Origin of the sequence: Actinomadura citrea (genome assembly GCF_013409045.1) — a bacterium.
GTDB lineage: Bacteria > Actinomycetota > Actinomycetes > Streptosporangiales > Streptosporangiaceae > Spirillospora > Spirillospora citrea.
The window spans coordinates 1,044,085-1,057,249 of the sequence record NZ_JACCBT010000001.1 but is presented as its reverse complement, the minus strand read 5'-3'; the positions used below and the strand labels follow the sequence as shown (position 1 = coordinate 1,057,249).

Sequence of the window (13,165 nt, the reverse complement as noted above, 5' to 3'; positions counted from 1 at the left end):
ATGGCCCACACCCCGCGCGCGAGGCGGCGGACGCGGTGGCGCGGCACGGCGTACGTGGTGCCCCTGTCGGTCTTCCTCCTTGCGCTTTTCGTCGCTCCGCTCGTGCGGCTCCTCCAGCTCAGCTTCCGTCCCGTGGACGAGAGCAACGCGGCACTGCCCGGCTACACCGTCCACCAGTACGTTCGCGTGTTCACCGAGCCCTTCTTCTACGAGGCGCTCATCCGCACGCTGCTCACCGCCGTGCTGGTGACGGTGCTGTGCGTCGTGCTCGCCTACCCGGCGGCGTACACGCTCGCGCAGCGGCGGCCCGGTCTGCTCCGCACGCTGCTCTTCGTCACCGTGCTCTCCCCGCTGCTGACGAGCGTCGTGGTGCGCAGCTACGGCTGGGTCGTGCTCCTCGGCGCGAACGGACCGGTGAACCGGGCATTCGTCGCGCTGGGGGTCCTCGACCAGCCCGCGCACCTGCTGACCAGCTACTCGGCGGTCGTGGTGTCGGTGACGCACGTGCTGCTGCCCTTCGCGATCGTCCCGCTGACGACGGCCCTGGGCGGGCTCGACCGCGACGTCCTGCGAGCCTCGCGGGTCCTGGGCGCCGGACCGGTGCGGACGTTCGCGCGGGTCACCGTGCCGCTGAGCCTGCCCGGCGCCCTCAGCGGCGCGCTCGTCGTCTTCGCGCTCGCGATGGGCATCTACATCACTCCACTGCTGGTGGGCGGCGCGAACCAGCCGCTGGCCGGCATCCGCGTCTACGACCAGATCTCCACGGTCTTCGATTATCCGGTGGCCGCCGCGCTGAGCTTCGTGCTGCTGCTGATCACGGTGCTGTGCACGACCGGTCTCGGCGCCGCCTTCCGCACCTGGGAGGGCCGTCTTCATGGCTGACACCCGAAGGACCGCACGCACGCCCGCGTGGAGCACGCTCTTCCCGGACCGGCTGGCGCCCGCGGCCGGGCGCCTGCTCGCCGCACTGGTGTTCCTCTTCCTGCTCGCGCCGCTGGTGGTCCTGGTCGCCAGCTCGTTCAACACGACCGCCTCGGTGGCCTTCCCTCCACAGGGGTTCTCCACGCGGTGGTACCGGGGTGTCCTCAGCTCCCCCGACTGGCTGGTCTCCTTCCAGCTCAGCGGCCTGCTGGTGGTCCTCGTCGTGCCGACCGTCGTGTTGATCGGGACGCTCGCCGCCTACGGGCTGACGCGCGGCTCCTTCCCCGGACGCGGCGCCCTGCACGCGCTCGCGCTCTCACCGCTGATGACACCGGAGATCATCACGGCGCTCGGGCTGCTGTACTACTTCCACGGGATCGGGCTGATCGACACCATCCCCGGACTGTGGCTGGCGCACTCGCTGATCGCACTCCCCTACGCGGTCCGCGCCGTCATGGTCAGCGCCGCCGGGCTCGATCCCACGCTCGAACGCGCGGCGGCGAGCCTCGGCGCGGGCGGCGTACGGGTCTTCCTCACCGTCACGCTGCCGCTGCTGCGGCCCGGCATCGTCGCCGGCGCGCTGCTCGCGGCGGTCACCTCGCTCGGCGAGGTGGCGGTCACCGCCCTGGTGGCCGGCGCCCACACCACCACCGTCCCGCTCCGCGTCTTCTCGTCGGCGCAGTTCGAACTCGACCCGTCGGTGGCGGCGGTGTCGACCGTACTGCTCGCCGCGAGCGTGGTGGTGATGGTGGTGACCGACAAGTTCGCGAAGATATCGGAGGCACTGTGACCGGCGGCCCGGCACCCGGCGCCCGGGTGGGCATCGACGTCGGCGGGACGTTCACCGACCTCGTCCTGACCCTCCCGGCGGACGGGCGCGTCCTGCACCACAAGGAGCCGAGCACCCCGGACGACCCGTCTCGGGCCGTCGCGGACGGGCTGGCCGCGATCCTTCAGGACGCGGGGCTGCCGCCCGGCGCCCTGGCGGGCGTGACACACGGCACCACGATCGGGTTGAACGCGGTGATCCAGCGGCGCGGCGCCCGCATAGCGCTCGTCGTGACCGAGGGCTTCCGCGACGTCCTGGAGATCGGGCGGAGCCGAATGCCGTCCTCGTTCGACCTGTACGCGGGCAAGGAGGAGCCGCTCGTCCCGCGCGAGCGCATCGTCGAGATCCGCGCGCGCCTGGCCCCGGACGGCGCCGCCACCGCGACACCGGACGAGACCGAACTCGACCGGGTGGCCGCCGCACTGGCCGCCACGCGTGCCGAGGCGGCGGCGGTCGTGGTGCTGAACGGATACGCCGACCCGGCCTTCGAGGAGAACGTGACCGACCGGCTGCGCGACCGGCTGCCGGGGATGCGGCTGGCCGCCTCCGCCACCGTCTGGCCCGAGATCCGCGAGTACGAGCGGACACTGGTGGCCTGCCTCAACGCCTACATCCAGCCGCTGATGCGCGACTACTTCGACCGGCTCGTGGAACGCCTGGCCGCGCTCGGTGTCACCGCCCCCGTCTACATCGCCGCGTCCAACGGCGGTTCGCTGGGGCTGGCCGCCGCGGCCGAGCGCCCGCTGGAGACGATCCTGTCGGGACCGGCGTCCGGTGTGGCGGCGGCCGTGCGTCTCGCCGCCGCGGCGGGCCTCGACGACGTCGTCACCTTCGACATGGGAGGGACGAGCAGCGACATCGCCGTGGTGACCGGCGGCCGTCCCGAGTTCGCCACCCACACCACGGTCGGCGGGCTGCCGCTGATCCTCCCGGTGGTGGCCGTCGGCGCCATCGGGGCGGGTGGCGGCTCCGTCGTACGCGTCGACGAACAGGGCGTCCTGAAGGTCGGGCCGCAGAGCGCCGGCGCCGACCCAGGGCCCGTCGCGTACCGGCGCGGCGGCACCCGGCCGACCGTCACCGACTGCTACCTGGTCACCGGCGTCATCGATCCGGCGGCCTTTCTGGGCGGCCGGATGGCGCTGGACGCGGACGCGTCACTGAAGGCGCTCGCCGAGGTCGGCGCGCAGTTCGGCTGGAACGGCGAGGACGCCGCCGGGCGGGCCGCGGCGGCGGCCCTCCAGGTCGCGACCGCCGGGATGGCCGTCGAACTGCGCAAGACGCTCGCGCAGCGCGGGCTCGATCCCGCGCATTTCGCTCTCGTCCCGTACGGCGGGGCCGGCCCCACCCATGCCGCCGTGCTCGCGGAGGAGGTCGGGATCGCGCACATCGTCGTGCCGCCCACGGCGGCGACGTTCTGCGCGCTCGGCGCGGCGGGCGCGGATCTGCGCCGTGACCTCGCGCGCAGCATCCGGCACAGGCTCGATGACGAGGGAGCCGGCCGGTTGCGCGAAATCCTCGCCGGCCTGGCGGAGCAGGCGCACTCGTGGCTCGTCGCGCAGGGCGCCGTCACCGGTGAGCCGGAGTTGCTGTACTCGGCCGACCTGCGCTACATCGGCCAGGCCTACGAGCTGCGCGTTCCGCTCGACGGCGGCGCGCTCGACGCGCCGTCGGTCGCCGAGGCGTTCCACACCGACCACGAGCGGCTCTACGGCTTCCGCGATCCGGAGGCGCCGATCGAACTCGGCACCGCGCGCCTGGCGATCGTCGCCCCGACCGGCGGGCTTCCCCGTCCCGACCTGCAGGCGGCCGGAACCGGGCCCGTCCCGGCGGGCCACCGCTCCGTCCTGCTTCCGGCAGGCCGGTTCGACGCCGCCGTCTACGCCCGCGACGGGCTCCGGCAGGGCGAAGCCCTCGCCGGGCCGTTGATCGTCGAGCAGGACGACACGACCGTCCTCGTTCCGCCCGGCTGGTCACTGGAGGTCGGCTTGACGGGCGACCTGCACCTGCACCGGAGTTCGCGACCATGACCCTCGACCCCGTCACCCTCGAGATCGTCGGCAACAAGCTCACCGCGCTCGCCGAGGAGATGTGCCTGACACTGCAGCGCACCAGCAGGTCCCTCTACGTCAAGGAGACCGCGGACTTCTGCTGCGCGCTCGCCGGCCTCGACGGCGGCTTCGTCGCCTATCCCCGCGGCATCGGCGTCTCCGGGTTCGTCGGCCTGAACGTGCTGACCGCCGTGGAGGCGGCGGGCCCGCTGGACCCCGGCGACGTGATCATCACCAACGACCCGTACACCTCCGGCGGGCTGGCCACCCACCTGACCGACATCCAACTCATCGAGCCGTACTTCCACGAGGGACGGCTCGTCGGCTACGGATGGGCCTTCATCCACTGCTCGGACATCGGCGGGCGCGTGCCGAGCAGCCTGTCCCCGGTGAACGACGAGATCTTCCAGGAAGGGCTGCGGATTCCCCCGGTGAAGCTGGTCCGGGCCGGGGAGCCGAGCCGCGACGTGGAGGCGTTCCTGACCGCGAACACCCGCACGCCGGACGCCAACCTCGGCGACGTCCGCGCGATGCGCGCCGCGCTCGCCACCGGGCGCGATCGGCTTGCGGACGTGATGGCACAGCACGGCGCCGGCACCGTGCTGGCCGCGCAGGAGGACCTCGTCGCCCACACGGCCGAGAAGGCGCGGGCGGCGCTGGCGCGGCTGGGCGACGGCACCCACAGGTTCGTCGACTACCTCGACGACGACGTCGTCTCGCGCGTTCCCGTCCGGGTGTCGGTCACCGCCACGCTCACCGGAGGGCGGCTGCACCTGGACTTCACCGGCACCGATCCGCAGGTCCCCGCCGCGTTCAACATCGCGAGCCTCGGACGGGTCCACGCCTGGATCACCACCCGGGTGCTCGCCCTCATCTGCACGCTGGACCCGGAGATCGCGCTCAACACGGGCCTCATCGCCCCCATCGAGGTCACCGCCCCGGAGGGCTCGGTGGTGAACGCGGTGCACCCGGCCGCGGTCGGGGTCCGGCACGCGGCGGCGTCCCGTGTCAACGACGCGCTCGGCGGTGCCCTCGGGCTGGCGGCCCCCTCCGTCCTTCCGGCGGCGGGCAGCGGCCTCGTCGTCCCGGTCGTGGTCGCCGAGCACGGCCCGGACGGCGAGAACGTCCAGGTGCTCGAGCCCATGGTCGGCGGCACCGGCGCGCGGGACGGCGCGGATGGCGTGGACGGCCGCGACAGCGGTATCTCCAACCTCTCCAACAACCCGGTGGAGACCGTCGAGACAGAGATCGGTGTCGAGATCCTCCGATACGGGCTGCGGCACGACTCGGGCGGCGCGGGGCGGTGGCGCGGCGGCTGCGGGCTCGAACTGAGCTTCCGGGTGCGGGGCACCGGGACCCGGCTGCTCGCCCGCGGCCTCGAACGCATGCGCTTCCGGCCCTGGGGCGTGGCCGGCGGACGGCCCGGCCTTCCCACGCGGCTGGTCCTGAACGCTGGAACCGAGCGCGAGCGCGTCCTCGACAAGATCGACATGCTTCCGCTGGAAGACGGCGACGTGGTGACGCTGCTGACGTCGGGGGCCGGAGGGTACGGCGACCCACTTCTGCGCGCCCCGCAAGCGGTCCTGGCCGACGTTCGGCGCGGCATGGTGTCGGTCGCGGGGGCCGGTCGCGACTACGGCGTCGTGCTGACCGCCGGCGGCCTCGCCATCGACACGGACGCCACGTTGCGTGAACGCGCGTCCCGCGCCGGCGCCGCCGAGTCCGGCGCCGAGTTCGGTCCTGAGCGTGCCGCCTGGGAGTCGGTCTTCCCGACCGATCTCGTGGACCGCCTGGTCGCGGCCCTGTTCCGGCATCCCGCCGTGCACCGCTCCCGGCTCCGCTCGCAGGCGTACGCGAGCGTCCTCGCAGACCTCCCGGCGGACTTCCCGCGCGAACCGGTGGACGCCGAGCAGGCGGAGACGGGCCGAGCGCGGCTGCTCGACCAGATCGAGGGACTGGACCGGAGGGCACCGTGACGGACCTCGCCGCGCTCTACCGCGACCTGCACCGCCACCCCGAACCGCCGTTCCGCGAGGTCCGGACGGCGGGGATCGCCGCCGAGCGGCTGCGCGGCGGCGGCTTCGACGTCGCGACCGGGATCGGCGGCACCGGCGTGGCCGGTGCGCTGCGCAACGGTGACGGACCGGCCGTGCTCCTGCGCGCCGACATGGACGCCCTGCCCCTGCTGGAGAAGACCGGCCTTCCCTACGCCAGCACCGTGACCGTGGACGGCGACCGAGGCGAGCGCGTGCCGTTGATGCACGCCTGCGGCCACGACATGCATGTGGCCTGCCTGATCGGCGCGGCCGAACGGCTCGCGGAGACGCGAGCGGGATGGCGCGGCATGGTGCTCGCGGTGTTCCAGCCCGCCGAGGAGATCGCGGCCGGCGCGCGGGCGATGCTGGCCGACGGGCTCTACGAACGGTTCGGCGCTCCGGACATGGCGATCGCCCAGCACGTCTTCCCGCACCCGGCGGGGACGCTGCTCCTGCGCCCCGGGCAGGTCGTGGGCGCCACCGAGAACCTGGAGGTCACCCTGTTCGGCAGGGGCGCGCACGGCGCGCAACCCGAGCGGAGCGTGGACCCGGTCGTGCTCGCCGCCGCCACGATCATGCGGTTGCAGACGATCGTGGCGCGCGAGACCGCGCCGGCGGAGCAGGCCGTGATCACCGTGGCCCGGGTGCGGGCCGGGCACAAGGAGAACGTCATCCCGGACGAGGCCACGCTCACCCTGAACATCCGGACGCTCTCCAGTGACGTCATGCGCACGCTCCTGTCCGCCGTCGAACGTGTCGTCCAGGCCGAGGCCGCGGCGTCGGGCGCGCCCCGGGCACCGGAGATCCGTCCGATCGGCGCCTACCCCGTCCTGCGCAACGACCCGGACGCCACCGCCCGCCTGGACGAGGCGTTCACCCGGCGCTTCGGCGCCGCACGGGTCGCCGCCCTCGACCCCATGCTCGGCGGCGAGGACTTCGGCCTGTTCGGCGAGGCGGCCGGCGTCCCCTCGGTGTTCTGGGGGCTCGGTGCCGCCGACCCCGGCCGGCTCGCCGAGGGGGGCGTGCCCGGGAACCACTCCCCCGAGTTCGCCCCCGTCATCGAGCCCACGCTGTCAACGGGTGTCGAAGCCCTGACCACGGCGGCGCTCACGTTCCTCCGCACGCCGTGAGCACGTCCATCTGCGTGGTCGGCGCCGGACCGCGCGGCACCGTGCTCGTCGAGCGCATCGCGGCCAACGCCTGGCGACGACGGATCGACGTGCACGTCGTCGATCCGTACCCGCCCGGCGGTGGGCACGTCTGGCAGGCCGACCAGCCCGGCCACCTCCTGATGAACACCGTCGCGGCCGACACGACTCTGTTCACCGACGACAGCGTGCACTGCGCGGGCCCGGTCGTGCCCGGCCCCAACCTGTACGAGTGGGCGTGCTCCACCGCGCGGGAGGGCGATCCCGATCCGGTCATCCGCGACGAGGCCGTCCGGATGCTGCCCTGGTCGCACCCGACCCGCCGGTTCCACGGGCGCTATCTGGCCTGGGTCTACGGGCGCGTCAAGGAGACGGCACCGGAGTGGATCACGATTCACGAGCACCGGACGAGGGCCGTCGCGCTCACCGAGGACGCCGACGGCCGGCAGATCGTCGCGCTGGAGGACGGCACCGGCCCGCTGACCGTCGACGCGGTGATCCTGGCGCTCGGTCACACCGACCTCGAACCCCTCCCGGAGCAGCGGGCGCACGCCCGGTTCGCCGCCGACCACGGCCTTTTCTACGGCCCCCCCGCCAACCCGCTCGACGCGCCTCTGGACGCGATCCCGCCAGGCGCGCCGCTGCTGGTCCGGGGGCTCGGCATGAACTTCTTCGACCACATGTCGCTGCTGACGACGGGACGCGGCGGACGTTTCGACCACGACGGTGAACGGCTGCGCTACCGTCCGTCCGGCCGGGAGCCGGTGCTGTACGCGGGCTCCCGGCGCGGCGTGCCGTACCTTGCCCGAGGCGACTACGGGCGGATGCCGCCCGCGGTCCCGGCGCGGTACTTCGGCGACGACGCCGTGGCCCGGCTGCGGGGGGCCGGACCCGCGGACTTCCGAACCGACGTCTGGCCGCTCATCGCCAAGGAGACCACGGCCGTCTACTACGACGTCCTCCTGCGCGAAAACCCCAGTGCCTGCGCGATGCGCCCGGAACGGTTCCGTGCGAAGTTCGACGCGCTCGCCTGGGAGGACCCGGCGATGGCCGACCTCATCGCTTCGGCGTTCCCGGACCCCGCGGTCCGCCTTGATTTCTCCGCCCTGCACCGTCCGCTGGGAAGCCTCTCGCTCGACCATCACCCCGTCCACGAAACGGTGGAGGCACTGGTCCGCGCCGACCTGGCACGGGCACGCGACGCGCGCCACAGCCCGCTGAAGAACGCCATGACCGCGCTCGGCGCCACCCGGGGCCGGGTCCGTCGGCTGGTGACGCACGGCGGCCTGACCGGCGAGTCACACCGACGGGACCTGGACGGCTGGTTCCAGGGATTCGCCGCCTCGGTGGCCAGCGGCCCGCCCGCGGGCCGCGTAGAGGAACTGCTGGCCCTGGCCGATGCCGGGCTGGTGCGGTTCGTCGGCCCGGACATGACCGTGACCACGGATCCGGCCGCCGGCGCCTTCCTCGGCTCCTCGCCCCGGACCGGTTCAGCCCCGGTCAAGGCGCCCGCCTTCCTGGAGGCCCACCTGCCGCCACCCGACCTCGGCCGTACCGCCGACCCGCTCCTGCGACGGCTCCGGGACGACGGCGCCTGCCGCCCCTATCGCATCCCCACCCCCGGCGGCCCGGCCTACGAGACGCGGGGAATGGACGTCGCCGCCGAAACCTTCCGGATCATCGACGCGCGGGGGCGCGTGCATCCGCGCCGCTTCGCCCTCGGCATCCCGATCGAGTCCGTCGACTGGCTGACGGCGATGGGCGCGAAGCCCGCCTCGAACGCCGCGATGCTCGTCCAGGCCGACGCGGTGGCCAGGGCCGCACTGACCGCGCATTGATGTCGTTGGAAAGCCTCACGATGACGCGGTCATGGAGGCCGGCGCGTCACTTGCTCGGCTGGGGAACCTTGCACTGAGCGGTGGGGTTCAGACCGGTGTAGTTGAGCGGACCGGAGACCATGGTGATCCCGATCGTGGCGATTCTGGCGCAACTGCCGTCGAATTGGGTGTAGTAGTGGCGCTGTCCCGCAGCGAGCGCCCCGATGATCAGCCAGGCGACGAGCACCCACCGTCCGGACCGCATCGCTACCTCCGGTGACCGCGTCGCCGACCCTGGGGTACGACAGTAACGACAAGATCGTCCACAGTTAAGCAAGTCGGGCCAGGCGTGTCATCTCACCCCTCGGAGATCCGACCGGGCCAGAGGGCGTCGAGGTCGATCTCGGCGCAGTCTCCACGTCAAGCTCCGGCCGGCGTGATGGAGGGAGGTCCCGATCTGTTCGGGCGTCCACACCATCACCCGCGAAGGTCGCGGCAGCAACACCCAGACCCCGTTCATGGACGGCGGCCGTCGCCTCAAGGCAGTCAGAGGCGGCAGGAGGTCGGGTAGCAGTGATACAGAGCATCATCTGGGACTGTGGTCCTGCACCGCAGCGAGCGGCGGCCGGGACGTGCGCGCGATCAGCGTCTCGCCGGGCCCCATCCGCACCGGAGTCTGGACCGACCCGGACGGCTTCATCGGAAGGGTCGCGCAGGAACAAGGGGTCTCCCACGAAGACTTCGTGCAGCAGATGATGGGCTCCCTCGGCGCCAGCACCGGCCGCATCAGCACGCCCGAGGAGGTCGCCAGGCTCATCGCATTCGTAGCGTCCCCCAACAACGTCAACGGCGCCGAGTACCTGGTCGACGGCGGCATCACCAAGAACCTCTGACCCCTGCGAACCTGACCGGCGGCGCGGAGCAGGTAACCGGCGGTGCTCTCCGCGGCGGTGGGCACGCCTTCCAGGAGCCTCAGTCCCGCACCTCGGCCGGGGGCGTCACGATAGTCAGGCCTTGGCGCGCTGCTGCTTGAGGCGGAGTTCCTCTTCGCGGACTCTGGCTCGGACGGCTTGCTCGCGTTCCAGCCAGTCGGGGTTCTCGGCCTTCAGGTTCTCGATCTCGGCTGTGGTGAGGGGGCCCGTGATGCCGGCGCGGGCCAGACCTGAGGCGGAGACACGGAGCTTGGCGGCGACGACCTGGCGGGGGTGGGGGCCCTCGCGGCGAAGGTCGGCGAGCCAAGAGGGCGGGTCAGCCTGGAGCGCGTTCAACTCGTCCCGGGAGACAGGGCCTTCCTGGAACTCGGCGGGTGCTGCCGACAGCAGGATCCCCAGCTTCTTGGCCGCGGTCGCGGACTTCATGGTCTGCGGGGTCTTCGCCTTGGACGTGCTCATGAACTCAAGGGTAGCCAGCGGAAGGGGGCCGCCTGGACGTGACTAGGCTGAGGGAGTGACCAATGGTGAGTTTCGGCTGGCCTACGTGCCGGGGGTGACGCCCGGGAAGTGGGCCGGGGTGTGGGCCGAGCGGGTGCGGGATGTGCCGCTTCGGCTGATGCAGTTCCCCGCCGCCGAAGTCGTCCCCCTGCTGTGGAAGGGGGATGTGGACGCGGCGTTCGTGCGCCTGCCCGTCGACCGCGAGGCCCTCCATGTGATCCCGCTGTACCTGGAAACGACCGTCGTGGTGGTGCCCAAGGATCACGCGGTGGCCGCGATGGAGGAGGTGGAGCTTGCCGATCTCGCCGACGAGGACGTGTTCGAGCCGCTCGACGAGGTCTTGACCTGGGGCGACCGCCCCGGGCAGCCCGCCTTCACCCGTCCTGAGGACACCGCTGATGCGATCGGGTTGGTGGCGTCGGGGGCCGGCACCCTCCTGCTCCCGCAGTCTTTGGCCCGCCTCCACCACCGCAGAGACCTCACCTACCGCACCGTGACCGACGCTCCTCAATCCCAGATCGGCCTGGCCTGGCTTGAGGCCGTGACGACCGACCTCATGGAGGAACTGATCGGCATCGTCCGCGGCCGCACCCCCAACAGCTCCCGCGGCCGCAACGCCCAACAACAGCCCACCCGTAAGAAGCCGCCGCGCCAGCGCTCCGCCCCCAAGCCCCGCCGCCAAAAGCGCCGCCGGACGTGAAGAGAGTCATTGTGGGTGCCGGAGATCCTGTCACCAGCACCCGGTGATCCTGAGTTTCGACGCCCACATCGACGCCGACGGGAATATCGAGTTCCTCGAACTCGAAAAGGCTGCCGGCCTTGGCGCGTGCCGCGGCGACCGCATCCAGCGTGCCCGAGCGCGCAGCGCCAGGCACTTCCATCGAGCTGCCTCAAAGTGACGGCCGAACCTCAAAACTCCAGCCTGTGAACCTTGGGCCGTGCCGGGCTGTCCGCGAGCGATCGGTGACGCCGAATGGCGTCCGCTGGTCACTGCCGACACAAAGCATACGAGTGGCGCGCTCCAACGTCTATTGTTATGCCCTCCCCCCTTTTGATGGCGTTCAACCGTCCTGCAGTTGCCGGAAGCCACCACGCTCGTTACAATTTCTATTCAGTGACGCGGTCACCGAAAAATGCCCAACGAAAAGAAGAGGGGAAGAGCGACATGAAGTACGTGCGCTTGTCGGCGGCAGCCGCCCGAGAGGTCGCGGCCGATGCCGACGTCAGTCCGTCCGATGCCGCGGTGCTCGACGGGCTCGACCAGTACAGCCGTGACCCTGCCATCACCGCGATGGCGAGGGGAGCCTCCGGCGTGGAAGCCGTGGACGCTCTCACCCGGGGTGTCGACATGGCCCGGTACAGCGAACAGGTCGGCTACGGTCGACCGCACGAGGAGGCCATCAGCAGGTCGCAGTACTGACCTGAAGGAGATCAAGATGATGGTCGACGCGGTTCCGACCGCAGAAGCGATCATCGTGAGCGCCGCCTTCTGACAACGGGGCGATCGCCCCGACCCGGCCTCCCCATCCTCCGATGCGGAGGCCGGACCTCTTCCCGGACCCGTTCGGCCGGTCCGCGGCGAGCCAACGGCCGCCCGGGGTTTGCAAGCCCTTCCGGCGGGGTGGGCGGTCAGGCCTACACCCGCCGTACAGCGCGTAGCCCGCGGCGCCGGCAACTCCGTGCCTCCAACGGTGCCGGCAGCCGAAGCGACGTTCCGTCCGCCGCGCCGGCCGCGGCCACCGAGAGCACACCGAGTCGATGACCACGATCACCCGGTACGCGGCGGCATCGGGCAGCACGGGAGTGAGGCTTCATGCGGACAGGTCAGCACAGAGTGATACCGAGAGCACTACTCTGACACGACGGCCCCGGACTTTTCATCCGTAGGTTGTGGGTTCGAGTCCCACGCCCCCGCGCAGCTGACCAGGGCAAACACAACAACGTCCAATGCCGCCGCGTGGTTCGCCCCTCCGTCCCCATTTTGCCTACGATTGCGCAGATGCGTGTTCTCAACGCCGTGCGCGTGGCTCCGTCGGCGCCTTTGGCGGACGGAGAAGTCGGGCTGTCGTACACGGCCGGCCCGGAGGGCGTGATCGGTGTTCTCGCGACCAGCGAGCCTGGTCAGGCCCGAGGCTTCGTCCGCGGGCCGAACCACAATTCGATGCCGTTCTACCGGCCGCCGCGATCCTGTCCGGTGGTGCTCTACACCCACGAGGCACATGGGTGGCATCGGCTGGACCTGCCCTACCTTCCCGTGTCCTACCCGATGATCGCCCTGCTGCCGCGCAGTGAACTGCTGGTCGCCTCTCCCTGTCTCCCGTGGATCGACGGCCACTGGGAATCCCGTAACGCGCACGTGTTCGGCTCGGACGGAACACATCGGCGCACCTTCGCACTGGGCGATGACATCGAACGGATCGCCTCGGACGATTCCGGCACCATCTGGACCACGCACGGCGAGCAAGGCTGGCCCGAATCGTTCAGCCTGGTCCGCCGGGACCTCCATGGCACATGGCTGTGGGACTCGGGGATCGCATGTCTTGACGACGCCGTCAACAGCCACGCGGGAGTCACCTGGGCCTACCGGGGCGGCCCGCTGATCCGGATACAGGCCGGCCGCACGGCCGAATACGCATGTCCGGTGGACGACGTTCGCGCCCTCGCCTTTGCCGGCGACCACCTGTTGCTCGCCGGACCCGACGATCGGCTTTCGTGGTGCGCGCTGATCGACGGTGTGATCCGATGGCTGGACGCCGCGGAAATCGTCGGACCGGAGGGGAAGCCTTTGCAGGACTGGCAGGTTCTCGACGCCCACGGCCCTCACCTGTACTTCCACGACCATGGCGATGGATACCTCCGCCTGGACATCGCGGACGCAGCACACGTTCACCCCAATGGGCAGATGCCCGGTCGATGACCGACGCCGGCGGAGCCGC

General features: G+C 71.5%; 13 protein-coding genes. 11 read left to right on the top strand and 2 right to left on the bottom strand.

The features are described from left to right. The 6 genes from BJ999_RS05180 to BJ999_RS05155 are packed head-to-tail and all read left to right on the top strand — an operon-like array spanning position 1 to position 8,820. Positions 1-882: an ABC transporter permease gene (locus BJ999_RS05180; protein ID WP_179832221.1), complete on the top strand. Its 882-nt coding sequence runs from the start codon at positions 1-3 to the stop codon at positions 880-882. After that, positions 875-1,711 carry an ABC transporter permease gene (locus BJ999_RS05175; RefSeq protein WP_179832220.1) on the top strand — a complete coding sequence of 279 codons (837 nt, stop codon included), beginning with the start codon at positions 875-877 and terminating at the stop codon, positions 1,709-1,711. Before BJ999_RS05180 ends, BJ999_RS05175 begins: the two co-directional genes overlap by 8 nt. Continuing rightward, a complete protein-coding gene (locus BJ999_RS05170) occupies positions 1,708-3,777 on the top strand; it encodes a hydantoinase/oxoprolinase family protein (protein WP_179832219.1) in 2,070 nt (689 codons plus the stop codon). The genes BJ999_RS05175 and BJ999_RS05170 overlap by 4 nt, the downstream gene beginning before the upstream one ends. Further along, a complete protein-coding gene (locus BJ999_RS05165) occupies positions 3,774-5,774 on the top strand; it encodes a hydantoinase B/oxoprolinase family protein (RefSeq protein WP_179832218.1) in 2,001 nt (666 codons plus the stop codon). Before BJ999_RS05170 ends, BJ999_RS05165 begins: the two co-directional genes overlap by 4 nt. Next, positions 5,771-6,964 (top strand): amidohydrolase, encoded by a 1,194-nt coding sequence (locus BJ999_RS05160; RefSeq protein ID WP_179832217.1) that lies wholly within the window; start codon positions 5,771-5,773, stop codon positions 6,962-6,964. The genes BJ999_RS05165 and BJ999_RS05160 overlap by 4 nt, the downstream gene beginning before the upstream one ends. Further along, positions 6,961-8,820, top strand: a complete 1,860-nt coding sequence (locus BJ999_RS05155) for an FAD/NAD(P)-binding protein (RefSeq protein WP_179832216.1) — start codon at positions 6,961-6,963, stop codon at positions 8,818-8,820. Before BJ999_RS05160 ends, BJ999_RS05155 begins: the two co-directional genes overlap by 4 nt. Positions 8,821-8,866: 46 nt before the next feature. Here BJ999_RS05155 and BJ999_RS05150 read toward each other — a convergent pair whose 3' ends face one another. After that, positions 8,867-9,064, bottom strand: coding sequence for a hypothetical protein (locus tag BJ999_RS05150; protein ID WP_179832215.1), 198 nt, complete (start codon positions 9,062-9,064; stop codon positions 8,867-8,869). 253 nt (positions 9,065-9,317) lie between these two features. Here BJ999_RS05150 and BJ999_RS05145 point away from each other — a divergent pair, with 253 nt between their 5' ends. Further along, positions 9,318-9,692, top strand: a complete 375-nt coding sequence (locus BJ999_RS05145; protein ID WP_179832214.1) for an SDR family oxidoreductase — start codon at positions 9,318-9,320, stop codon at positions 9,690-9,692. Positions 9,693-9,806: 114 nt separating this feature from the next. Here the strand turns inward: BJ999_RS05145 and BJ999_RS05140 are convergent, their stop codons facing one another. Then, positions 9,807-10,190 (bottom strand): DUF5997 family protein, encoded by a 384-nt coding sequence (locus BJ999_RS05140; RefSeq protein WP_179832213.1) that lies wholly within the window; start codon positions 10,188-10,190, stop codon positions 9,807-9,809. Between the two features lie 55 nt (positions 10,191-10,245). Here BJ999_RS05140 and BJ999_RS05135 point away from each other — a divergent pair, with 55 nt between their 5' ends. The 4 genes from BJ999_RS05135 to BJ999_RS05120 all read left to right on the top strand — a co-directional run bounded on the left by BJ999_RS05135 (position 10,246) and on the right by BJ999_RS05120 (position 13,146). Beyond that, positions 10,246-10,929: a LysR family transcriptional regulator substrate-binding protein gene (locus tag BJ999_RS05135; protein ID WP_229810230.1), complete on the top strand. Its 684-nt coding sequence runs from the start codon at positions 10,246-10,248 to the stop codon at positions 10,927-10,929. A 43-nt stretch (positions 10,930-10,972) separates the two neighbouring features. Then, positions 10,973-11,128 carry a hypothetical protein gene (locus BJ999_RS05130; RefSeq protein ID WP_179832212.1) on the top strand — a complete coding sequence of 52 codons (156 nt, stop codon included), beginning with the start codon at positions 10,973-10,975 and terminating at the stop codon, positions 11,126-11,128. A gap of 266 nt (positions 11,129-11,394) precedes the next feature. Continuing rightward, positions 11,395-11,649, top strand: coding sequence for a hypothetical protein (locus BJ999_RS05125; RefSeq protein WP_179832211.1), 255 nt, complete (start codon positions 11,395-11,397; stop codon positions 11,647-11,649). 579 nt (positions 11,650-12,228) lie between these two features. Next, complete coding sequence (locus BJ999_RS05120; RefSeq protein ID WP_179832210.1) at positions 12,229-13,146, top strand: hypothetical protein; 918 nt, start codon at positions 12,229-12,231, stop codon at positions 13,144-13,146. The last annotated feature ends 19 nt before the right edge of the window (positions 13,147-13,165 follow it).